This is a genomic window from Flavobacterium sp. AK-345 (assembly GCF_058310175.1).
Window position 1 is genome coordinate 80,038 of sequence record NZ_JBZEER010000004.1, and the last position, 22,634, is coordinate 102,671.

General features: G+C 33.8%; 20 protein-coding genes. 10 read left to right on the forward strand and 10 right to left on the reverse strand.

From position 1 onward, the window contains the following. Positions 1-29 precede the first annotated feature (29 nt). From AC4FQ3_RS09470 to AC4FQ3_RS09480, 3 genes are all read left to right on the forward strand, one after another. A complete protein-coding gene (locus AC4FQ3_RS09470) occupies positions 30-1,163 on the forward strand; it encodes a beta-helix domain-containing protein (protein ID WP_463459620.1) in 1,134 nt (377 codons plus the stop codon). Positions 1,164-1,292: 129 nt separating this feature from the next. Then, positions 1,293-1,637: a T9SS type A sorting domain-containing protein gene (locus AC4FQ3_RS09475; RefSeq protein ID WP_073397743.1), complete on the forward strand. Its 345-nt coding sequence runs from the start codon at positions 1,293-1,295 to the stop codon at positions 1,635-1,637. A gap of 163 nt (positions 1,638-1,800) precedes the next feature. After that, entirely contained in the window at positions 1,801-2,781 is a 981-nt protein-coding gene (locus tag AC4FQ3_RS09480; RefSeq protein ID WP_491181692.1) for a LuxE/PaaK family acyltransferase, read from the forward strand. Positions 2,782-2,790: 9 nt separating this feature from the next. On the opposite strand, the gene tyrS is transcribed toward AC4FQ3_RS09480, so the two are convergent. Beyond that, positions 2,791-4,095 carry a tyrosine--tRNA ligase gene (gene tyrS / locus AC4FQ3_RS09485; protein ID WP_491181693.1) on the reverse strand — a complete coding sequence of 435 codons (1,305 nt, stop codon included), beginning with the start codon at positions 4,093-4,095 and terminating at the stop codon, positions 2,791-2,793. 152 nt (positions 4,096-4,247) lie between these two features. Here tyrS and AC4FQ3_RS09490 point away from each other — a divergent pair, with 152 nt between their 5' ends. Continuing rightward, positions 4,248-5,249: an NAD-dependent epimerase/dehydratase family protein gene (locus tag AC4FQ3_RS09490; protein ID WP_491181694.1), complete on the forward strand. Its 1,002-nt coding sequence runs from the start codon at positions 4,248-4,250 to the stop codon at positions 5,247-5,249. Here the strand turns inward: AC4FQ3_RS09490 and AC4FQ3_RS09495 are convergent, their stop codons facing one another. From AC4FQ3_RS09495 to AC4FQ3_RS09505, 3 genes are read right to left on the reverse strand one after another with little or no spacing between them, the layout of a single operon-like run. Beyond that, a complete protein-coding gene (locus tag AC4FQ3_RS09495; protein WP_491181695.1) occupies positions 5,250-5,735 on the reverse strand; it encodes a DUF4296 domain-containing protein in 486 nt (161 codons plus the stop codon). A gap of 9 nt (positions 5,736-5,744) precedes the next feature. Further along, complete coding sequence (locus AC4FQ3_RS09500; protein WP_042564712.1) at positions 5,745-7,085, reverse strand: dihydroorotase; 1,341 nt, start codon at positions 7,083-7,085, stop codon at positions 5,745-5,747. Positions 7,086-7,095: 10 nt separating this feature from the next. Beyond that, entirely contained in the window at positions 7,096-7,821 is a 726-nt protein-coding gene (locus tag AC4FQ3_RS09505; RefSeq protein WP_073397856.1) for a polyprenol monophosphomannose synthase, read from the reverse strand. A 105-nt stretch (positions 7,822-7,926) separates the two neighbouring features. Here AC4FQ3_RS09505 and AC4FQ3_RS09510 point away from each other — a divergent pair, with 105 nt between their 5' ends. The 3 genes from AC4FQ3_RS09510 to AC4FQ3_RS09520 all read left to right on the forward strand — a co-directional run bounded on the left by AC4FQ3_RS09510 (position 7,927) and on the right by AC4FQ3_RS09520 (position 10,209). After that, on the forward strand, positions 7,927-8,595 hold the full coding sequence (locus tag AC4FQ3_RS09510; protein WP_042564713.1) for a DUF4271 domain-containing protein: 669 nt from the start codon (positions 7,927-7,929) through the stop codon (positions 8,593-8,595). Between the two features lie 14 nt (positions 8,596-8,609). After that, positions 8,610-9,359, forward strand: a complete 750-nt coding sequence (locus tag AC4FQ3_RS09515) for a uroporphyrinogen-III synthase (protein WP_073397855.1) — start codon at positions 8,610-8,612, stop codon at positions 9,357-9,359. A 379-nt stretch (positions 9,360-9,738) separates the two neighbouring features. Continuing rightward, positions 9,739-10,209, forward strand: coding sequence for an Lrp/AsnC family transcriptional regulator (locus AC4FQ3_RS09520; RefSeq protein ID WP_035681816.1), 471 nt, complete (start codon positions 9,739-9,741; stop codon positions 10,207-10,209). A gap of 151 nt (positions 10,210-10,360) precedes the next feature. On the opposite strand, the gene AC4FQ3_RS09525 is transcribed toward AC4FQ3_RS09520, so the two are convergent. The 3 genes from AC4FQ3_RS09525 to AC4FQ3_RS09535 all read right to left on the reverse strand — a co-directional run bounded on the left by AC4FQ3_RS09525 (position 10,361) and on the right by AC4FQ3_RS09535 (position 13,776). Then, positions 10,361-11,047, reverse strand: coding sequence for a zinc metallopeptidase (locus tag AC4FQ3_RS09525; RefSeq protein ID WP_042564714.1), 687 nt, complete (start codon positions 11,045-11,047; stop codon positions 10,361-10,363). A gap of 97 nt (positions 11,048-11,144) precedes the next feature. After that, positions 11,145-11,780 carry a response regulator gene (locus AC4FQ3_RS09530; RefSeq protein WP_491181696.1) on the reverse strand — a complete coding sequence of 212 codons (636 nt, stop codon included), beginning with the start codon at positions 11,778-11,780 and terminating at the stop codon, positions 11,145-11,147. After that, positions 11,773-13,776, reverse strand: a complete 2,004-nt coding sequence (locus AC4FQ3_RS09535) for a tetratricopeptide repeat-containing sensor histidine kinase (RefSeq protein WP_491181697.1) — start codon at positions 13,774-13,776, stop codon at positions 11,773-11,775. The genes AC4FQ3_RS09530 and AC4FQ3_RS09535 overlap by 8 nt, the downstream gene beginning before the upstream one ends. A 167-nt stretch (positions 13,777-13,943) precedes the next feature. Between AC4FQ3_RS09535 and AC4FQ3_RS09540 the strand changes: the two genes are divergently transcribed. Then, entirely contained in the window at positions 13,944-14,348 is a 405-nt protein-coding gene (locus tag AC4FQ3_RS09540; protein ID WP_463459611.1) for an MmpS family transport accessory protein, read from the forward strand. Positions 14,349-14,414: 66 nt separating this feature from the next. On the opposite strand, the gene AC4FQ3_RS09545 is transcribed toward AC4FQ3_RS09540, so the two are convergent. The 3 genes from AC4FQ3_RS09545 to AC4FQ3_RS09555 form a co-directional block, all read right to left on the reverse strand. After that, positions 14,415-15,011, reverse strand: a complete 597-nt coding sequence (locus AC4FQ3_RS09545) for a hypothetical protein (RefSeq protein WP_491181698.1) — start codon at positions 15,009-15,011, stop codon at positions 14,415-14,417. Then, positions 14,998-15,471 carry an RNA polymerase sigma factor gene (locus tag AC4FQ3_RS09550; RefSeq protein WP_491181699.1) on the reverse strand — a complete coding sequence of 158 codons (474 nt, stop codon included), beginning with the start codon at positions 15,469-15,471 and terminating at the stop codon, positions 14,998-15,000. Before AC4FQ3_RS09550 ends, AC4FQ3_RS09545 begins: the two co-directional genes overlap by 14 nt. 352 nt (positions 15,472-15,823) lie before the next feature. Further along, a complete protein-coding gene (locus tag AC4FQ3_RS09555) occupies positions 15,824-18,994 on the reverse strand; it encodes a leucine--tRNA ligase (protein WP_491181700.1) in 3,171 nt (1,056 codons plus the stop codon). Positions 18,995-19,301: 307 nt separating this feature from the next. Here AC4FQ3_RS09555 and AC4FQ3_RS09560 point away from each other — a divergent pair, with 307 nt between their 5' ends. Both AC4FQ3_RS09560 and AC4FQ3_RS09565 read left to right on the forward strand, forming a co-directional pair. After that, complete coding sequence (locus tag AC4FQ3_RS09560; RefSeq protein ID WP_491181701.1) at positions 19,302-19,649, forward strand: winged helix-turn-helix domain-containing protein; 348 nt, start codon at positions 19,302-19,304, stop codon at positions 19,647-19,649. A gap of 98 nt (positions 19,650-19,747) precedes the next feature. Continuing rightward, positions 19,748-22,303: a TonB-dependent receptor gene (locus tag AC4FQ3_RS09565; protein ID WP_491181702.1), complete on the forward strand. Its 2,556-nt coding sequence runs from the start codon at positions 19,748-19,750 to the stop codon at positions 22,301-22,303. The last annotated feature ends 331 nt before the right edge of the window (positions 22,304-22,634 follow it).

Below are 22,634 nucleotides of genomic sequence, written 5' to 3' on the forward strand. Positions count from 1 at the left end.
AATAAATAAAACAATAAAACACAACAAAAATGAAAAAAAGTTTATTTGCAATGGCTGCAATATTAGGACTTGCTTTAACAAGCTGTAGTTCTGATGACAATAACAACAACAATACGAACAACAGTTCTTTTGTTTTAAAAGTTGACGATTTAAAGGGAGAGATTAAAGATGGTACTGTAACTTTGGACCCAACTCAAACTTATACTTTAACAGGTGGTCTTGTTGTTAAAGGTGGAGCTACTTTAGTTATTCCTGCTGGAACAGTAATTAAAAGTTCTGCTACTGCAGAAGCTACTTCTTTATATATCGCTGTAGAGAGAAATGCTAAAATTAACATCAATGGTACTGCTGCTAAGCCAGTTATTATGACTTCTGGAAAAGCAACTCCAGCTCAAAGTGACTGGGGTGGATTAATTATCGCTGGTAATGGTAAAGTGAACACAGGAGACAATGGTACTTCTGAAGTAGGTTCTTTAAGCTATGGTGGTAATGACAATGCAGATTCTTCTGGAAATATCAACTTTTTAAGAATTTCTTACACAGGTTCTAAATATACTGCTGAAAAAGAATACAATGGAGTTTCTTTCTTCGGAGTAGGTTCAGGAACTGTAGTATCTGACATATACACTTTCGAAAGTGGTGATGATGGAATTGAATTCTTCGGAGGAGCTGTAAACGCTTCTAACTTAGTAATTGTAAACTCTTATGATGATTCTTTAGATTTTGCTGACGGATGGCAAGGTACTGCTACAAACGTATACATTAAAGGTGTTACTAAAGCAGGTGTTGAAGGATCTACAAACGCAAAAGATCCAAGTGGAGCTGTTCCAATGACAAACGCTAAAATCACTAACATCTCTATTATTAAAGGTGATGCTGCTTTCTTAGCTGACGAAAAAGCAATCAATTACAAAGAAGGTGGAGGAAAACAAGCTTACACAAACTTATATGTTGCTGACGGAATGCCTAAAGATCTTGCTAAATTATCTACAGATGCTGGTGCAGTTGCAAATATCGCTGCTGGTAACTTTACTATCACAAACTATACTTTTGGAGCTTCTGTTACTGCATTTGATGGTCCTAAATTATCTGGAACAACTACTGGTGCTTTAGGTGCTGGTGCTGGTGCTGACTTACCAACTTGGGCTAACTGGACTAAGTAATTAAACTAAGTTGATTTTCTAATCACTTCACACATAAAATGTTAAAAACATCCTAATTTTTTAGGATGTTTTTTTTTGGCGTAGTTTTTGTAATTTTTTTTGTATATTTACAATAATCAAAAAATAGCGATGGCAAAAAACTACTTTTATATTACATTTTTATTGGCTTTTTTCTTTACTACTATAACGGCGTCAGCGCAGGATAATAGTAAGCAATTACCAAAACCTCAAGACGGAAGTACTATTGAGGGTCTAAGCTTGTACCCTAACCCTGTTACAAACGGCAAAGTCTATATAACATCAAAAAACGATTTAGAAAAAGAAATTGTTGTTTTTGATCTGTTAGGAAAAAAAGTAATTCAGGCACATTTAACGACCAGAGAGTTAAATGTTAGTGATTTAACTCCCGGAGTTTATATTATTAAAATAAGCGAAGAAAATGCGTCAGCTACCAGAAAACTTATCATTCGGTAAAACATAAAATACATCAAAAGCCCCAATGTTTATTTGGGGCTTTTTTATTACCGTTTTTTTTTGTTTCCAGTCACAGTATGGGTTTTGAGACTCTGTACAGGAAAACTGTGACCAAAAACTGAAAACTATTTACATTTATACTTACCTTTGCACAAAAAAAGTTTTGATTACAGCCAGCGATATATTTACCATTTCGAGTCAGAAACAATTTGAAAAAATAGCATTAAAAGTGTTTCGTTTTCAGCATGAAAACAATCAGGTATATCGTGACTTTTGCGACTTTCTAAAAGTAAATCCGCAACAGGTAAAATCACTGGAGCAAATTCCGTTTTTACCAATACAGTTTTTCAAGAGCCATAATGTAGTTTCCAATTCAAATCCTGTTCGGGTTACCTTTACCAGCAGCGGAACAACGGGCATGATTACGAGCAAACATTTAGTGACCGATATTTCCCTATATGAGGAAAGTTACCGCAAGGGGTTTTCTCAGTTTTATGGCAATATCGAAGATTACGTTGTTTTAGCTCTTTTGCCGTCTTATCTCGAAAGAGATGGATCTTCGCTTATTTATATGGTCGAAGACTTAATAAAACTATCCAATCAGCCCGAAAGCGGCTTTTATTTACACAATCACGACGACCTAATTAAAAAACTGACCGCTTTAGACGAATCGGCACAAAATGTGATTTTAATTGGTGTTACTTATGCTTTATTAGATTTAATAGAAAAACATCAATTCAATCTTCAAAATACCATTATTATGGAAACCGGAGGAATGAAAGGCAAACGTAAAGAAATGATTCGCGAAGAACTTCATGAACAGCTTTGCAAAGGCTTTGGAGTTTCTGCCATTCATTCAGAATACGGAATGACCGAACTTCTGGCGCAAGCCTATTCTTTAGGCGAAGGCGTTTTCGAATGTCCGTCATGGATGCATATTTTAGTTCGCGATCCCGAAGATGCGCTTACTTATGTAAATAATGGAAAAACAGGCGGAATTAACGTTATTGATTTGGCCAATATCAATTCATGCTCTTTTATTGCCACTCAGGATTTAGGCAAAAAAAATCCCAACAACTCTTTTGAGGTATTGGGACGTTTTGATAATTCTGATATTCGTGGATGTAATTTGATGGTTTTGTAATTAAATTACTTAGTCATTTTCTACATTTATTACAAAGTATTTTTTCTTTTTACCAAATTGAACTAAAATATACTTTTCAAAAAACACATCCTTCAATGTCAATAAAGTTTCAACTTGAATTTTCTCTTTATTTACTGATACCGCATTACTTGCAAGAGCTTTTCTAGCTTCTCCACGAGAAGTAAAAATTTGTGTTAAATCAGACAATGCCAATACAGCATCAATTCCATTCGTTAAATCTGATTTTTTAACAACTGGCTGATCAAATTCAGAAAAGATATCCATAAAAAATGCCTCACCTTCCTCAACTAAACTTTCAATAGTAAAATTAGAAAAAACAAATTCAGATTTTTTTATTGCATCCTCTAGTGCTTCTTTTCCATGTACAAAGATTGTAACTTCTTCTGCCAATTTCTTTTGCAAAACTCTTAAATGCGGAGCCGCTTTGTGTTCTTCAATTAATATTTCGATGGTTTCTTTATCTAAAAAGGTAAAGATTTTAATATACTTCTCTGCATCTATATCAGTTGTTCTTAACCAAAATTGGTAAAAATTATATGTTGAAGTTTTATCAGCATCCAACCAAACATTTCCCCCTTCAGTTTTACCGAATTTAGATCCGTCTGCTTTTGTAATTAATGGAGTAGTTAAAGCAAAAGCTTTTGCGCCTTCCCCACCCATTCTGCGAACTAATTCTGTACCTGTGGTAATATTTCCCCATTGGTCAGAACCTCCCATTTGCAAAAGGCAGTTGTTGTTTTTATATAAATGATAAAAATCGTATCCCTGAATTAATTGATATGTAAATTCCGTGAAAGACATTCCTTCGCCTTCTCCGTTAATTCTCTTTTTAACAGAATCCTTCGCCATCATATAGTTTACCGTAATACGTTTTCCAACTTCACGGGCAAAATCAATAAACGAGAATTCTTTCATCCAATCATAGTTATTTACCATAATTGGAGCGTTTGGTTCTTTTGAATTAAAGTCTAAGAAACGAGACAAAACACTTTTGATTCCGGCAACGTTTTTAGCCAAAGTTTCTTCGTTCAACAAATTTCTTTCGTCAGATTTTCCAGAAGGATCACCAATCATTCCGGTTGCACCACCAACCAAAGCTACAGGCTGATGACCAAAATTCTTTAAATGAACCAATAAAATAATCTGAACCATGCTGCCAATATGCAGCGAATCTGCTGTTGGATCAAAACCAATATATGCCGCCGTTACCTCTTTTAGCAATTGTTCTTCCGTTCCTGGCATGCTATCATGGTATAAACCGCGCCATTTTAATTCTTCAACTAGATTCTTCATTTTTAAAATATTTTGCGCAAATATAATCAATGGTAATGGCAATGGCAAAAACTTATACCACTAAGGCACAAAGGCGCAAATATTATTAAAAACAAAAAAACTTTGTGGCTTTGAGCCTTTGTGGCAAAAAAGCAAAAACTTATCTTTACAAAATGGTATTAGTAACTGGAGGAACAGGTTTAGTTGGCGCGCATTTATTGCTTCATTTAATTGAAAATGGAGAAAATGTCAGGGCTATTTACAGAAACCAAAACAACATTCAAAAAACAAAATCGGTTTTTGAATTGTATAAAAAAGGAGATTTATTCGAAAAAATTAATTGGCTTGAAGCCGATATTTTAGATGTTCCTTCTCTTGAAATTGCTTTTATCGACATTCAATACGTTTACCATTGTGCCGCTTTGATTTCCTTTGATCCTAAGGATGAAGATGCACTTCGAAAAACCAATATCGAAGGAACCGCCAATATGGTTAATTTTTCGTTGGCCAAAGGAATTAGGAAATTCTGCTTTGTAAGCTCAATTGCCGCTTTGGGAGATTTACCACCACATGAAACCTATATTACAGAAGAAACCGACTGGAATCCTGAAAAACCTCACAGCGATTATGCTATTTCAAAATATGGCGCCGAAATGGAAGTCTGGAGAGGCGTTCAGGAAGGCCTGGATATTATCATTATTAATCCGGGCGTGATTTTAGGACCAATCCCAAAAACAAAAAAATGCGAACAAGGAAGTGCTGAGCTGTATGTAAAAGTGGCAAACGGACTTTCGTTTTATACTCTTGGAAATACAGGATTTGTTGCTATAAATGATGTAGTGAGAATTGCTTACGAATTAATGAAAAGCACAATCAAAAATGAACGTTTTACCTTAATTGCAGACAATATTGTTTTTAGGGATATTCTAAACACAATTGCAGAAGTCTTAAAAGTAAAAAAACCAAGCATTCATGCAACTCGGTTTTTCATGAATTTTCTTTGGATTGCGGACAAAATATTCTCGTCTTTATTTTTCCAAAAAAGACGTTTAACAAAAGCAACAGCGAAAGCCTCTTATTCGAAAAATTTGTATTCAAATGAAAAAACAAAAACCGCTCTGGGAACGGTTTTTTTAGATGTACATCAATACATTAAAGAAGTATCAAAGTTATAATTATCTTTTTGTCTGTCTTATTGCTCGTCGTATCGAATCAACATTAATCTTTCGGGCAGGTTGAGTTTCATTAAGTTTAGGAGCTGGTCCTGTTGTTTTGCCTTTCTTATTTTTGTTTGCTTTTGCTGCTTTCTTCTCTTCGATCTTAAACAGTGAATCTGCTTTTTTCTGATTTTTTTCTAATCGTTTTGCAATTTGATCAAACATATCTTTATAGCTCTCATAATCTGAAGCATAGTACATATTGCTTTGCGCAAATTGTAGACTGTCTACTTTATATTTTTGAAGAATAAATCGCTTCGGGCTAGCATCAAGTGAATCTAAGGATAATGGATTGTGGTATTTTATGGCATCCAAAACAGATAAATCATACATAATATCAATCATTTTTCCTTTCTCAATAAGTCGTTTGGGCTCTTTTACAAGCTCTTTTTTACAACTTACAGCAAAAAATAAAACCAATATTATAACTACAAAATTCTTCATCTTCCTATTTTATCTGTCAAACAATAATCTTTTTCCGTTGCGAACGTCTTTCACTTTAAAATTGTTATAAACCAATTCGCCGTTAACAAACGTATGGGTAATTCTCGATTTAAAAGTAAAGTTTTCAAAAGGAGACCAGCCACATTTTGATAAGATATTTTCTGATTTTACACTCCACGGCAAACTCGGATTTACAATTACCAAATCAGCAAAATAACCTTCTTTTACAAAACCTCTTTTTTCGATTTTGAAAATTTTAGCCGGATTGTGGCACATTTTCTCTACGATTTTTTCAACAGAAATTTTTCCTTGGTGATGCGCTTCAAACATTGCCACAACAGCATGCTGCACTAATGGTCCGCCTGAAGGAGCATTTAAATAGGATTGACTTTTTTCTTCTTTCGTATGAGGCGCGTGATCTGTTGCTATAACATCAATTCGACCGTCATTCAAAGCTTTCCAAAGTTCTTTTCTATCTTCGGCAGTTTTTACAGCAGGATTCCATTTTATGAAATTTCCTTTTGTTTTATAATCTTCATCGGTAAACCAAAGATGATGTACACAAACTTCTGCTGTGATTTTTTTATCTTCTAATGCAATTTTATTCGAAAACAATTCCATTTCCTTCGCTGTAGAAAGATGGAAGATATGCAAACGCGCTCCGGTTTTTTTCGCCAGAGCCACTGCTTTTGATGACGAAATATAACAGGCTTCTGCACTACGAATTAAGTGGTGCGCCGTTACCGGAACATCATCACCGTATTGTTCTTTAAAAAGGGCAAGATTATTTTTAATTGTCGTTTCATCTTCACAATGAACCGCAATCAACATTGGCGTGCTGGAAAATATTTTTTCTAAAGTTGCTTCGTTATCTACAAGCATATTTCCCGTTGAAGAACCTAAAAATATTTTGATACCTGCAACGTTTCTTGGATTCGTCTTTAAAACTTCTTCCAGATTATCATTGGTTGCGCCCATCATAAACGAATAATTCGCAAATGATTTTACGGCAGCAATTTGATATTTTTCTTCTAAAATTTCCTGAGTAACTGCATTAGGAACCGTATTTGGCTGTTCGATAAAAGAAGTGATTCCGCCCGCAACCGCAGCTCTTGATTCTGATTCTATATCTCCTTTATGTGTTAATCCCGGTTCTCTAAAATGTACCTGATCATCAATTGCACCCGGCATTAAATAATTTCCTTCGGCATCTATCACAATACAATCTGAAGTTTTTAGGCTGATACTATCTGCAACTTCAACAATTAAGTCGTTCTCGATCAAAACATCACCTTCAAAAATAGACCCTTCGTTTACAATTTTAGCATTCTTTATTAAAATCCTATTCATGATCGTGGTATTATAATGTATTGATTAATTTTTTTAATCGAAGTGAAATTACCCCAAGAATAGCTTCTTTAATAATAGCATTGCTCATTTTAGAAACTCCTTTTGTTCTGTCTGTAAAAATAATAGGAACTTCGGTAATTTCAAATTTAGCACAATAGGTTCTGTACTTCATTTCAATCTGAAACGCATAACCAACAAATTTTATTTTATTGAGATTTATTTTCTCTAAAACTTCTCTTTTATAACAAACAAAACCAGCTGTGGCATCATGAATTTTCATTCCAGTAATAAATTTTACATACACCGAAGCAAAGTAAGACATTAATACACGACTTAAAGGCCAGTTTACCACATTTACACCTGTTACATAACGAGAACCAATTGATAAATCGGCACCACCAAAATGGCAGGCATCATACAATTTTTCAAGATCATTCGGGTTATGCGAAAAATCGGCATCCATCTCAAAAATGTAATCATATTTGCGTTCCAAAGCCCATTTAAAACCATGAACATAAGCTGTTCCTAAACCTGATTTTTTGGCTCTTTGTTCTAAAAATAATCTGCCCGGAAATTCTTCCTGCAATGCAATCACCTTGTTTGCAGTATGATCCGGAGAATTATCATCAATAATTAAAAGATGAAAAGGTTTATGTTGTGAAAGTACGGCTCTTATTATACTTTCTATGTTTTCAATTTCGTTATAAGTGGGAATTATGACAATACTATCATTCATTTTTCTTGGCAATTTCATGGCAAAAGTAAACTTTTTATGCCATTTGATTCATAATAAATTTATAATAAAAGTATTGATACAAAAAATTACTAATTTTGTAACGCTATGATTGAACATCTTCAACCCAGAATTCTAGAGAACAAAGATTGGGCAACACTTTTATTTGTGGTGGCCTTTGCTCTCGTTGCTATTACTAAATCGACTTACGAAACAAGATTTAGTGAGTTTAGCAAACTTATTTTTTCTGATAAATATGCAAAAATTTATCGCGACACCAGCAACCTGAAAGGCAGCTTTATTGTTGGGCTGTTTTTTGTTCAAATTCTGTCGTTTTCATTTTTCATTTTGCTTACGCTGCATATTTTTGGATATGCTTCAAAAACAGATTGGATCTTATACATTCAGATCGCTACATTTTTACTTTATTTTATTCTGGGGAAATTTTTAATCGAAAAAATCGTTGCAACTTCTTTCAATATTGATGATTTTGTAAGCCTTTTCAACCTACAAAAAGCGACTTACAGGACTTACATAGGTGTTTTAATACTGCCTTTTAACGCAGTTTTGTTCTATTATGACAATATTCCGAAGATTGTCCCGCTAGTAATAATAGGCGTTTCGCTATGTATAAGTCTATTTTCCTACTTTATTTCAATTAAAACGTATCAAAATATAATAATCGGTAAGTTATTTTATTTTATTTTATATCTTTGCGCTCTTGAAATAGCCCCTTATTATTTCATGTATTATTGGATAACAAAAGAGGTGGCTTAGTAAATGTTTATAATATGAAAGTGAAAACAATTTTGGTGTCACAGCCTGAACCTAAAGTGGAAAATTCTCCTTACTTTGAGCTCCAACAAAAACACAAAATAAAAATTGATTTCAGACCATTTATTCATGTGGAAGGGGTTAACGCAAAAGAGATTCGATTACAAAAAATCGACCTTAATCATTACACTGCGATTATTTTGACAAGCAGAAATGCTGTAGATCATTTTTTCAGAGTAGCAGACGAAATGCGCTACAAAGTTCCTGAAGGATTGAAATATTTTTGCCAATCTGAAGCAGTTGCGTTTTACCTGCAGAAATATGTAGTGTACAGAAAGCGAAAAATTTATGTAGGTGCTAAAGATTTTGCTGATTTATCTCCACTAATTAAAAAATACAAAGACGAAAAATTCCTGCTTCCGGCATCAGATCAGTTAAATGCTGATGCACCTATTACCTTAAATGGTTTAAAAGTAGACTGGACGCAAGCTGTTTTTTACAAAACAGTAATGAGTGATTTATCTGATTTGGCAGATGTTTATTATGATGTTTTAGCATTTTTTAGTCCAACCGGAATTAAATCACTGTTCAAAAACTTCCCTGATTTTAAACAAAACAATACAAGAATTGCTGTTTTTGGAAGCACAACTCAAAAAGAAGCTTTAGATTATGGCTTAAGAATCGATATTCTTGCTCCAACTCCTGAAACGCCTTCTATGACAATGGCTTTAGAAAAATACATTAGCGAAGCAAACAAAGGAAAATAATCCTTTTTAAATAAAAATTCCAAATTATAAATTCCAAATTCCAACCTTCTTGTTGGGATTTGGAATTTTTTTTATTTTAGACTATTTTGAGTGTTTCGGACTAAGATTTAAACACAATTTTGTCATCCCGAGGAACGAGGGATCTCCGCAAGAAACTCCGTAAAGTAAGTTGCTAATCTTTGTCGAGCTCCTGTGGAGATCCCTCGTTCCTCGGGATGACAAAAAATGTGGATATGCACTTTGCGCGCATCTTTGTTAAAGTTTAAAACTTTGACAAAGATTTAAAACAACAATTTTCTATTCAATTAAAACTTTAATCCTTAAATTTGATTTCTATTTAAAACCAAAAAACCAATATTAGTTTCAAACCACAACTCTCATGAAAATCAATTCTCTTTTAATCGAAATTGACGGCATCGACAAAGAAATACTTCGCTATTTAATGGATGATGCCCGAAAACCTATTTTACAAATTGCTAATAAAATTGGGATTTCTGGAGCGGCGATTCATCAGCGTTTAAAAAAACTGGAACAATCGGGTGTAATTTCAGGATCGAAATTTACTGTTAACCCAAAAGTTTTAGGTTACAACACAATGGCATTTGTTGGCGTTTATCTGGACAAAGCTTCCCGAAACTCAGAAGCTGTAAAGGATTTAAAGAAAATCCCCGAAGTTTTAGAATGTCATTATACTACCGGAAACTGGTCGGTTTTGATCAAAATCATTTGTCGTGACAACGAACATTTGATGCAGCTTTTAAACACAAAAATCCAGGCTATTGAAGGAGTTTCAAGAACAGAAACATTTATTTCACTCGATCAGCAGATTGATAGACAGATTCAACTTTAAAATGTGCCAATTAGATAATTAGTCAATTAGATAATTCTTAAAATGCTTAATAAACAATTGTCTATTGTTTCAAAATAACAAAACCCGATTAGTTTAAACTAATCGGGTTTTGTTATTAATTATCTAATTGACTAATTATCTCATTACCACATTAATTTCTCCTGCTTCCGGAATAAATAGAGATATAGTATAACAACGTTGCGATTGATCCGATTGCTGCTACTACATAAGTTCTTGCAGCCCATTTTAAGGCATCTTTTGCTCCAGCCTGCTCTTCTTGTGTCAGCATGTGTTTATTTTCTAACCAGGCAAGCGCTCTGTTACTTGCATCGTACTCTACAGGCAAAGTAATAATCGAAAACAAAGTTGTTGCCGCAAAAATGATTATTCCTATCAGTAACAATTGAGGAAAAGTTCTAATCATCAGGATTCCTGCAATCAAAATCCATTGTACATAATTTGAGGCGACGCTTACAATTGGTACTAATTTCGAACGCATTGTTAACCATTCGTAACCAATAGAATGCTGCACGGCATGACCACATTCGTGTGCCGCAACAGCAGCCGCAGCCGCATTACGATGATTATAAACTGCTTCGCTTAGATTAACAGTTTTATCACTCGGATTATAATGATCAGTTAACTGTCCCGGAGTAGAGATAACGCGAACGTCTCTAATACCATTATCTGCCAACATTTTCTCTGCAATTTCTGCACCGCTCATTCCATTTCGAAGTTGCAGTTTAGAGTATAATTCGAACTTGCTTTTTAATTTTGAACTAACCAACCAGCTGAATAACATAATTGCACCAGCAATAATTAAATATCCACTTCCCATTTTTTTTGATTTTTTGATTGAAATTTAAAGTTACAAAAGAAACAGCAATTTACGAACCAATTTCAAAAAATGTCATTTTGGCATTCAGAAGATTTTGTTAATTTAAAAGATTGTTCTTCAGAAGGAAAGTAATTAATTCGGCCACATTTTTTACTTTATATTTTTGAAGAATATTGCGCCGATGTGTTTGTACGGTCAAAAAACTCAAGAACAATTCATCGGCAATTTCCTGGGTCGATTTGCCTTTTGAAAGTAATAAAGTAATATCTTTTTCCCGACGGCTAAGGCTCGGGATTCGATCTAAATCTTCAGATTGTGGCTGACTTATAACTGCCCGAACCTCATCGCTAAACACAATTTCGCCATCAATTGCTTTATAAATGCAATTTTTAAATTCATCAAAAGAAGCACTTTTTAAAATATAGCCATTTCCTCCATTTTGAACAAATTGCATAACCAGACTTCTCTCTGACTGACTGCTCATCCCGATAATAATTATTTTAGGATATTTTTGTTTGATGGTTTTACAAAGATCAATTCCGTTTATTACCGGCAAAAAAATATCCATTAAAATCAGGTCCACTTCATTTGTTTCGATATAATCTAAAAGCGCAACGCCTGACTGCAATTTCTCCACGATCTCAACAATCTGAAAATCTGACAGTAAACCCGAAATTCCGGAAATCACAATCGGATGGTCATCTACAATTACTGTTTTATATTTTTTAGTCATTTAGCATTTCGTTTTTTACCTTCAGCTCAATATAAGCCGAAGTTCCTTTATTAATTATGCTTTCAATTTCTAATTTCCCGTTTAGAAACTCTACACGGTTTTTTATATTTCTTAAGCCCATTCCGGTATTACTTCTTTCCGAAACGTTAAACCCAATTCCATTATCTTCGACCGTTATAAAAAAAGTTTCTTTATTTTGAGAACATGAAACCAGGATTTCTGATGCATTTGCATACTTTAAAGCGTTATTCAATAATTCCTGAATAATACGATAAATAAAAATTTGATGGTTTTTAGACAAGTTCGATTTGCTAATCAAATACTGAAATTCAACATTTGTTATTGTGTTTGAATTTGCCATGCACAAATCACGCAAAGCATGTTCTAAACTTAGTTTCAACAAACTTTCAGGCATTAAGTTTTGAGAAATATTGCGGAGTTCTTTGATCGAATTATCCAGTAAAGTGGTTACTTCTGTCGTACTTACATTATCTTTTTCTGCCAATTTTAAATGAATTTTCAATCCCGAAAGCATACTTCCAAGTCCGTCATGCAAATCTCGCGCAATTCGTTTTCTCTCTACTTCTTCACCTTCGATTAAGGCATTTGAAACTGATAATTTCTGCTGATTTTCAAGTGCTGTCAATTCCTGCTGGTGATTAATTTCTTTTTGAAAACTCAGCTTCTTTTGGTTTTTATTCAAAATCCATAAAAACAAAACAATCAGAAACAACAAAACCGACAATACAGCAAACAGAAAAGAATTCAACCGATTGTTATATACCAATAATGCTGCTTTTTCATTTTGCGATTGAAGAGCTGTTATTTTTTTCTCATTTTCGGCTTTTTTGTATTTTGCTTCGAGTTCTACAATTTCTTTTTGAAATTTTGTATTGTTTAAACTATCGTTTACAATATTATATTTATTGGCATAAAAATAAGCTTTGTCATAATTTTTAACAGCGCTGTAAACTTTAGACAATTCGTTGTAATAGTTCTTTTTATCTACAATAAATGGTGTATTTTCTAAAAGATATTGCAGGTTGTTTTTAGCTTTTTCGTAATCTTTTAGTTTAAAAAGTATTTCATATTCTGCAAATTTCAACCTGTTTAAGGCAATTGCATTCTGATGTATTTTGGCAGATTTTATTCCTTTTTCATAACTCGTTAAAGCTTGCGTGTATTTATTTTGTTTGGCATAATATACTCCTTCTGAATAAAAATAAGAATCGTTTAGATTGGATTTAGGAAATTTTTTGAGTGTAAAAAAGGCTTTATCAAGTACTTTTTTTGCATCATAAAAATGTTTTAATTCTACTAAATTTTCGGCATTTATGATATAAGTTTCCATTTTAGATTCTGCCAATGTAGGAGATCGTTTGGTTGCTTTTTCGATATAATTCTGTGCTTCATCTAAATATTCGCTTGCTTTTTGGCGTTCGTTATTATTCATAAAAATAATAGCAACCGCTTTATACAAGCCGCTTATCAACTCATAATCGCCGCTCTTTTTTGCAAGGGGAATGGCTTCATTGACCAATAATTTCATATATCGCTTTTCGTTGTTTTTTCGCTGCTGCATTATTCCATAATTCTGCAACAGGATCGCGCGGAGTCTAAAAGCTTCTGTATTATTGTACTGTTTTAATTTGGTATTGGCTTCTAATAATGTTTTTTCAAAACCTATGATATCGCCTTTTTCAATGAAACTATAGGAATTATAATAAATCGAAGCATCCTTCAAAAAGGGAAATTCTGATTTTAGTCTATTGGCCTGATTTAAGTATTCTTTGGATTTTTCAACATTCTGAACCATCAAAAACAATCTTGATAATTTAAAACTGTAAAGACATTTTATACTATCAGATTTTGTGTTTCTGGTCACTTTTGCAATACTGTCTATGTAAACGGTATCATCATCTAAAGAAAGAATAACTTGTGAATGTGCAAAGGCAGATAAAAACAAAAACAGCGTCAAAAAGCGGATTTTCTTCATAAAGTGGTATTTATTCAAATTTATTAAATTAAAAAGTGTTTCAAAAAAAATTCAGTCCCTTTTACCTGATATCAGGTAATAAAAATTACATTTTATCAGGTATTGCCAACTGTTTTTCAAGCCTGTAATTTTGTTTTAAATGAATATTAATTATTAAAGAATTTATTATGAAATCAATTTTTAAAACAGCAGTGCTTGTATTAACACTTGCTTTTACAGCAGTATCATGCAGCAGCGACGATGATAACAACTCAGGACCAGTAACAGCATCAAGAGATGTAAAATATGAAATAACAGGAAATTTTACAGGTGAACTTGATGTAACTTATATGGAAAAAAGTGGTGCTCCGCTTATTGAAGATGTTCTGGCATTACCATGGACAAAAGAATTTACGGCTAATGCAGATTCTGACGGAGCTTTGGTACACACAAGCGGTCTTGGCGGTGTTGCCGGGCAAACTGTAACGGCTAAAATTTATGTGGGAGGAAAAGTGGTTTCTGAATTAACCGGAACGGCAAATTCAGACGGAATTATTGTAGTACATCCAAACACTTATGTATTTCCGAGATAAGAATCAGAGGTTAGAAATTTAATTTGATAAAAAAATCGGTTTGTAAAATTTACAAACCGATTTTTTTTATTCATTTTCTAATTGCTTATTGACTTCTTCAAATTTTTCTATCAGACTATTTAATTTGGTTTCTTGTTTTTTGATTTCCTTTGGCCTCAAATAAAACCAGGCAAATCCTATCCATAAAAACAACATTATATACGTGAAAACACTAAAAAACGAACTCATTTTTGATGCGTATTCATACATATATAAACTTATTCCTATACTTAATAGAATAAAGTATAAGCTTAAAATTCGGGATTGCAAAAATTGTTGTTTTCTTTTAATTAAAATGAGTTTCTGCAAATATTGCTGATTGGTTTGGGTTGCGTCTATATTTTTATAAGTGGATAATAACCTGTTATAAACAATCAGATAAATAAGCATTGCTAAAACCGTTAGAACAATTCCAATTTTAGTCGAGATAAAATCAGGCTGATAAAAATACCAGATAAAAATTATAAAAGTACAGGTTGCAAAAAGCAGGATATTAGTGATCCATAAACTGCGCAAAGCTGTTTTTTTAAACTGTTTTAATCTTGCCAGTAAATCTTCTATGTTCGGTTGATTTACGGTTTGTTTTTTCCATAAATCTTTAAAATCTATATTATTGCTGTCCATTTTCTTTGAATTTTTCAGTCAGTTTTTCTTTAATTCTATGAATTTTCACTCTTGTATTGGTTTCCGAAAGCCCTACGATTTTAGCTATTTCTGATTGTTTTACATCTTCAAGTTCAAGTGAGATAATAATACGGTCGGTTTCGGGCAATTCAGCAATGCATTTATATAAAAACTGAATTTGTGGTTCTAATGAATATTGCTTTTCCTCAGTAAGATGCAGTGGTAATTCCGATTTCGGAAAACGTTTCTGCCTCTCAATCTGCCTCAAACAATTATTAGAAGCGATCCTGAAAATCCAGGTTCCTATGCCCGATTCGTTTCTAAAAGTTTCGAGTTTTTGCCAGACAATAATAAAGGTTTCCTGAGCCAGATCCTGCGCAATATCATAATCGTTAACAAACCCCATACAAAGCCTGAATATTCGATCCCAATATGCTTTATAAATATCTTCGAATTTCATTTTACGCTTTTATAAAATTGCTTAATTGGTTTAAATACAATTTCGAAAATAAAAGGGCGATAATTAAAATATAATTTTTCATTTCAAATAATTTTAAGTTGATAAATAATCGGATCCGTCCTTTTGATACGAGAACTATTAAAATGTTACAACTGAAATGAAAATTTCAATAAAAAAATTCAAAATTCCAATTGAAGCATGGTGAAGTTTTGCCACGAATTACACGAATTAACACAAATAAAATTCGCGAAAATTCGTGTAATTCGTGGCAGAAAAAATTACTACAAAAAAAATCCCAAACCCCAATCGTAAAGTTGGAATTTGGAATTTTTATATTGGAATTTAAATCTGGTTAACCAACCAAATTGATGATCTTTCCAGGAACAATAATCACTTTATTTGGGATTCTTCCATCAAGTTGTTTTAATGTTCTTTCATCTTTCATGATAATTTCTTCGATTTGCGCCGCGGTTAAATCCAAAGGCAATTCGATTGTGAAACGCATTTTTCCGTTGAAAGAAACCGGATATTCTTTATTTGTTTCAACTAAATGCTTCGCATCAAAAACAGGAAAAGCAACCGTTGAAATTGATTCTTTATTTCCTAATTGCGACCATAATTCTTCAGCAATATGCGGTGCGTAAGGCGAAACCAAAATTGCTAATGGTTCTAAAATCGCTCTTGAATGACAATTTTGAGTTGACAATTCATTCACACAAATCATAAATTGAGAAACTGAAGTATTGAAAGAGAAACTCTCGATATCTTCTGCTACTTTTTTGATCGTTTTATGCAATGATTTTAGGTTATCTTTTGTTGGTTCATCGTTATTTACGATTAAACCGTTATTCTCATCAAAATACAATCTCCATAATTTTTTAAGGAAACCAAAAACTCCCGAAATCCCTGCAGTATTCCAAGGTTTTGCCTGCTCTAACGGACCTAAAAACATTTCATACAAACGTAATGTATCAGCACCATATTCTGCACAAATATCATCCGGAGTTACCACATTGTATTTTGATTTTGACATTTTTTCGACTTCGCGACCTACAATGTATTTTCCGTTTTCTTCTTTAACAAATTCTAAATTTTTAAAATCTTCTCTCCAATTTTTGAACTTTTCAATATCTAATTCATCTGATGAATTAACAAAAGACACATCAGAATGCAATTCGCTTATATCCACTTCAACTTCAGCAAAAGAATCTTTATAGAGTGTAATTCCAGTTGTATTCTTAGTTGTTAATTCAAATAACTTTTCAGACAATTCGGTAAGTACATCGTTCTTTTTTCCTTCAATTAAAACTTCCTGTCCTCTGTATAATGATAAACCAATAATCTTCGACAGATCAAATATTTTATTCAATCTAGAAAATTCCTTATAATATTTTGAACTAACAAACACTGATTCTCCATAAATTCCATTTCCAACAGTATCATTACCAAAACTATCTCTTCCTCCAGAAACGCTTGTAATAGTTAATCTATAAACAAAAGCACTAGTCCCCAAAATCATTCCCTGATTAATCAGTTTTTTGAATGGTTCTTCGGTTGGAGCGAAACCTTTGTCTTTTAAGAATTTATTCCAGAAACGAGAATACAATAAGTGTCCGGTTGCGTGTTCGCTTCCTCCAATATATAAATCAACACTTTCCCAATAAGCCAAAGCTTCTTTGCTTGCAAATTCAGTTTCGTTATGTGCATCCATATAACGCATCCAATACCATGAACTTCCTGCCCAACCTGGCATTGTGTTCAATTCAAGAGGGAAAATTTCGAAATTATCAACCAAATCAGTATTTACAACTTCATTATTTTTTGTATCCCAAGCCCAAATTGTTGCGTTTCCTAACGGAGGCAAACCATCTTCGGTTGGTAAATATTTCTCTACTTCCGGTAAAATAATTGGCAAATGTTCTGCACTAATCATTTTCGGTAATCCGTTTACATAATAAACCGGGAAAGGTTCTCCCCAATAACGCTGACGAGAGAAAACAGCATCACGCAAACGGTAATTTGTTTTTCCTGTTCCCTGCTCTATTTTTTCTAAGGCAGCAATTACTTTTTGAGTTCCTGTTTTGTAATCTAATCCGTTTAAGAAATCAGAATCTACTAATTGAAAACCTTCTTTGGCTCCAAAAGCAGCCTCAGAAATATCTTTATCAAAAATATTCTTGATTTCCGGCATTCCGTTTTGACCTTTAAAGAAATTAGCAAAAGCGTAATCTCTTTCGTCTCCACAAGGAACCGCCATTACAGCACCAGTTCCGTAACCTGCCAAAACATAATCTCCAATCCAAACCGGAATTGGTTCTTTTGTAAAAGGATGTTCTGCATAAGCTCCGGTAAATACTCCCGAAATGGTTTTTACATCGGCCATACGCTCACGCTCAGAACGTTTTGCTGTTTTTTCGATATACGCATCAACAGCGTTTTTTTGATCAGCCGTTACAATTTTAGCTACCAAATCATGTTCCGGTGCCAAAGTCATAAAAGTTACGCCGAAAATGGTATCAGGACGAGTTGTAAAAACTTCAATAAAAGAGTCTTTAGTCCCAAGTCCTAAGTCTGAAAGTGTAGATTCACTTTGCACTAAGGACTTTGGACTAAGTACTTTAAACTTAACCATTGCCCCAACCGATTTTCCGATCCAGTTTCTTTGCGATTCTTTTATAGATTCACTCCAGTCGATATCATTTAAACCTTGCAACAAACGCTCTGCATAAGCAGAAATTCGCATGCTCCATTGGGTCATTTTTTTACGAATTACAGGATATCCACCACGCTCAGAAACTCCGTTTACGATTTCGTCGTTTGCTAAAACAGTTCCTAAACCAGGACACCAGTTTACTTCTGTTTCTGCCAAATAGGTTAATCTGTATTGCAACAATATTTTTTCCTGCTCATCTGCTGAAAACGCTTTCCATTCGCTTGACGAAAAACTTTGAATATTATCATCAGATACGGCATTTACTTCTGCATTTCCTTCTTTTTCAAAAATAGCTGTCAAAGTCGAAATATCTTCGGCTCTGTTTGTCTCTTTATTGTACCATGAATTAAATAACTGAATAAAAATCCATTGTGTATGTTTGTAATAATCAGGATTTGAGGTACGTACTTCACGCGCCCAGTCAAATGAAAATCCAATTTTATCTAATTGTTTTCTGTATCCGGCAATTTGTTTTCCTTCTTTATCCACTCCACCGTCAATATTTACGCGTGTTGTATCTTCCGGACGCTGTCCTGTCTGAATCGCATATTGTTCTGCAGGCAATCCAAAACTATCATATCCCATCGGGTGCAAAACATTGAAACCCTGATGTCTTTTAAAACGAGAATATACATCTGAAGCAATATAACCCAGCGGATGTCCAACGTGTAATCCCGCTCCGGATGGATAAGGAAACATGTCTAATACATAATGCTTCGGTTTTTCAGAATTGTTTGATGCAGCAAAAGTTTGGTTTTTAGCCCAATATTTTTGCCATTTTTCTTCGATTTCGTTTGGATTGTATTTCATTCTCTTTAAGGTTCAAAGGTTCAGAGTGACAAAGGTTCAAAGGTTTGTCACCGAATTAAGATCGCAAATTTACATTTATTGTAGATTGTACCAAAGCTATTTCGTTGACAAACAAATAAAAAAACACATTACTTATTTTTAATTACGTAAATATACTTGTATTCGTGTTTTTATACTTAGATAAATTGCGTTTTCTGAATCATGAAGAAAAGTTCCGGAGGAACGACCAATATTGTAGGGCTGGATTTCAATCCAGCACAAATAAAGAATAATAGTGCTATTTTTGTAAGATCACTAAAAGAATAAAATGAGTAATAGCAAAAAATATTCTGTTGAAGTTCGCCTTTGGATTGAAGAAACTGAAGGTCCATTTCTGGGAATTGGAAAAGTCTGGCTTTTAGAGAATATTCGAAAAACAGGATCTATTACCAATGCGGCAAAAGAAATGAAAATGTCGTATCGTCAGGCGTGGCAATTGGTTGAAGAAATGAATCAGCGTGCCGAAAGTCCGCTGGTAGAAAAACTTCTTGGCGGAAAAGGCGGTGGCGGCGCAAAACTGACTGAAGCCGGAGAAAAAGCTATTGTTGTTTTTTATGAAATCGAAAAACGCATTAAAGATTTTGCTCTGAAAGAAACCCAAAAATTAAAATTTTAAAACACCTTAATTTCATTTTAAAAAAATCAAATAACCAAAACCAATTTTTTACAATCGTCAGTATTCATTTCAAAACATACTGAAATTTATATTCTCTTATGAAACTAAAACTTTACACATTTCTGCTTCTGATAAGCTTAAAAGGTTTTTCTCAAATAGAAAATTCAAAAAAAGCTCCGGACAGCATTAAAAAAGAAGATTTAAATGAAGTCGTAATTACCGCTTCCCGTCGATCTGAAAATATAATGCGTTCGCCGATAAGTATCGAGAAGTTAAAATCGGCGGAAGCCAAAAAAATGGGTTCGCCAAGTATTTATGAAGCATTAGAAAATGTAAAAGGAGTTCAGATTATTACGCCAAGTTTGGGTTTTAAAGTTATCAATACAAGAGGTTTTGCGAATTCGACCAACGTAAGATTTGCGCAATTGGTTGACGGAATCGACAATCAGGCACCCCATTTGGGCGCGCCAATTGCAAATGCACTCGGCGCAAATGATTTGGATATTGTTAAAATCGAAATTATTCCGGGAACGGCTGCGGCTTTGTACGGAATGAACGCTATTAACGGTTTAGCCAATATTCAGACCAAAAATCCTTTTGAATATGAAGGCGTAAGTGTTCAGCAATTAACGGGCGTAAATCATGTTGGCAATGTTGATCGGTTTTCATCGAAAATTTATTCTCAGTTTAATTTAAGATTTGCAAAAGCTTTCAATGAAAAAATTGCCTTCAAAATAAATGCTTCAACTACGGGCGGAACAGATTGGGTTGCCGATGACAGAACCGATTTGGCTCCAAATGCCAATGCTTCGACCAATTTATACGACACAGATAATCCAGCTTATGACGAAGTAAACGGTTACGGAAATGAATCGGCAAACAGAAAAACTTTAAACTTAAACGGTAAAAATTATGTTGTTGCCAGAACAGGATATCGCGAAACGGACATTACCGATTATGAGATTAAAAATTATAAAGCTGATGTTGGTTTTTATTTTCGTCCGAAAAAAGGAAACGAACTTTCTGTAACGTATAAAACGGCATTAATCAACACAATTTATCAGCGTTCGAATAGATTTCGATTAGACGATTACACATTGAATCAATTTGCGGTTGATTATCACACGCCTATTTTTCAGGTAAAAGCGTATGCTACAACCGAAAATACCGGAAACTCATACAACCTTCGTTCTTTGGCAGAAAACATGGATCGCGCTTATAAATCAGATGATAAATGGTTTGCAGATTATTCAACCTCTTATAAAAATGCTATTACAGGCGGAGCAAGTATTGCCGACGCTCATAAAATCGCCAGATCACAATCTGATCAGGGACGTTTTGAACCGGGAACTCCAGCTTATGAAACTAAGGAAAAAGAGTTGGTTGACATTAATAATTGGGATATTGGTGCGGCTTTGCGCGTAAAATCGACTTTGGTTCATGGTGAAGGTTTGATTAATTGGGACAAGGCATTTGTTTCTTTCTTCGAAAAAATTGATGCCACATTATTAAGCGGTTTCGATTACAGAAATTATATTATTGTTCCTGACGGAAATTATTTTATCAACCCAAAAAGTGCTACTAAAAATTTAACGTATCAAAAAACTGGGGCTTTTACACAGTTAACGAAAGACTTTTTCAATAGCAAATTACGTTTGGGCGCTACAGTAAGAATGGACAAATCTGACTATTTTGATGTTAAATTCACCCCTCAATTTACAGCGGTTTATTCTCCAAAAGAAACGATTAATTTCAGGGCATCTTATCAAAACGGATATCGTTTTCCGAGTATTTTTGAAGGATTTTCTAATGTAAATTCTGGCGGTGTAAAACGTGTTGGCGGTTTGAGGATTATGTCTGATGGTGTTTTTGAGAATTCGTATACCAAAGCATCGATTGATAAATTTCAAGCGCAGGTGAATAATGATGTAAATACTCTTGGTATCACTCAGGCAGCCGCAATAGAAAAGAACAAAAACATGATTCAGAAAAACCCGTACACTTATCTGGAACCTGAATTTGTAAAATCTTTTGAATTTGGTTTTAAAGCAATGGCATTAAACAAAGATCTTTTTATTGATGCCGATTTTTATTACAACTCTTATAAAAACTTTATTGCGCAGGTGGAAGCCAGCACTGTTAATACAACAGATCAAACACAAATTCCAACGCTTTTATATTCGAGAACAACCCAAAATCGTTACCGTTTATGGACAAATTCTAAAAGTAAAATTTACAATTACGGAGGAAGTTTAGGTTTAAAATATCATATCGATGAAACTTTTACGGCTTTAACAAATCTAACTTTCACAAAATTGGACAGAACCGATGATAAAGACGGTCTTGAAGATGGTTTTAACACTCCTGAATTTAACGTAAACGGAACTTTAATTGCCAATAATATCTGGCGAAATCTTGGTGCGAGTGCAACGGCGCGTTATCAAAACAATTTTGATTATGTTTCTTTTTTAGTTTCCGGAACTGTACCCGCTTATTGGTCTATGGATGCGCAAATCAATTATTATTTTCAAAAATCCGGTATTACTGCAAAATTAGGAGCTACCAATCTTTTAAATAAACCTTATACTTCCATTCTTGGTGGTCCATCCATTGGGGGATTATATTATTTGTCTCTCGTTTGGGAAACTTTATAAGGTTCTTACTAAGGTTCTGAGACGCTAAGATTCTAAGTTGCTAAGTTTTTTATCTGACTTTCAAAATACGTCTCCCGAGGTTAAAACCTCGGGCTATATTGATAAAAAATACAACATTAAAACATAGCCTGCGGTTTCAACCGCTGGAACACAACGCAAAATTCACCAAAACAAGTCTCCCAACGTTAAAACCTCGGGCTATACTGAATAGATAGATAAAAAATGTAGCATTAAAACATCGCCAACGGTTGAAACCGTTGGAGACGTACAAACAATCAAACTAACTTTGCGACTTTGCCGAGATTAAACAGAAACAACTTTGCGGTTAAAT

Bases quoted from the DNA above. Each gene is read 5' to 3' on its own strand.
- AC4FQ3_RS09525 (WP_042564714.1), bottom strand. From the start codon at position 11,047: ATGGGAAGTGGATATTTAATTATTGCTGGTGCAATTATGTTATTCAGC.
- AC4FQ3_RS09530 (WP_491181696.1), bottom strand. From the start codon at position 11,780: ATGACTAAAAAATATAAAACAGTAATTGTAGATGACCATCCGATTGTG.
- AC4FQ3_RS09560 (WP_491181701.1), top strand. From the start codon at position 19,302: ATGAGTAATAGCAAAAAATATTCTGTTGAAGTTCGCCTTTGGATTGAA.
- AC4FQ3_RS09550 (WP_491181699.1), bottom strand. From the start codon at position 15,471: ATGAAATTCGAAGATATTTATAAAGCATATTGGGATCGAATATTCAGG.
- AC4FQ3_RS09510 (WP_042564713.1), top strand. From the start codon at position 7,927: ATGATTGAACATCTTCAACCCAGAATTCTAGAGAACAAAGATTGGGCA.
- AC4FQ3_RS09495 (WP_491181695.1), bottom strand. From the start codon at position 5,735: ATGAAGAATTTTGTAGTTATAATATTGGTTTTATTTTTTGCTGTAAGT.
- AC4FQ3_RS09535 (WP_491181697.1), bottom strand. From the start codon at position 13,776: ATGAAGAAAATCCGCTTTTTGACGCTGTTTTTGTTTTTATCTGCCTTT.
- AC4FQ3_RS09470 (WP_463459620.1), top strand. From the start codon at position 30: ATGAAAAAAAGTTTATTTGCAATGGCTGCAATATTAGGACTTGCTTTA.
- AC4FQ3_RS09490 (WP_491181694.1), top strand. From the start codon at position 4,248: ATGGTATTAGTAACTGGAGGAACAGGTTTAGTTGGCGCGCATTTATTG.
- AC4FQ3_RS09500 (WP_042564712.1), bottom strand. From the start codon at position 7,085: ATGAATAGGATTTTAATAAAGAATGCTAAAATTGTAAACGAAGGGTCT.
- AC4FQ3_RS09515 (WP_073397855.1), top strand. From the start codon at position 8,610: ATGAAAGTGAAAACAATTTTGGTGTCACAGCCTGAACCTAAAGTGGAA.
- AC4FQ3_RS09520 (WP_035681816.1), top strand. From the start codon at position 9,739: ATGAAAATCAATTCTCTTTTAATCGAAATTGACGGCATCGACAAAGAA.
- AC4FQ3_RS09545 (WP_491181698.1), bottom strand. From the start codon at position 15,011: ATGGACAGCAATAATATAGATTTTAAAGATTTATGGAAAAAACAAACC.
- AC4FQ3_RS09555 (WP_491181700.1), bottom strand. From the start codon at position 18,994: ATGAAATACAATCCAAACGAAATCGAAGAAAAATGGCAAAAATATTGG.
- tyrS (WP_491181693.1), bottom strand. From the start codon at position 4,095: ATGAAGAATCTAGTTGAAGAATTAAAATGGCGCGGTTTATACCATGAT.
- AC4FQ3_RS09505 (WP_073397856.1), bottom strand. From the start codon at position 7,821: ATGAATGATAGTATTGTCATAATTCCCACTTATAACGAAATTGAAAAC.
- AC4FQ3_RS09565 (WP_491181702.1), top strand. From the start codon at position 19,748: ATGAAACTAAAACTTTACACATTTCTGCTTCTGATAAGCTTAAAAGGT.
- AC4FQ3_RS09475 (WP_073397743.1), top strand. From the start codon at position 1,293: ATGGCAAAAAACTACTTTTATATTACATTTTTATTGGCTTTTTTCTTT.
- AC4FQ3_RS09540 (WP_463459611.1), top strand. From the start codon at position 13,944: ATGAAATCAATTTTTAAAACAGCAGTGCTTGTATTAACACTTGCTTTT.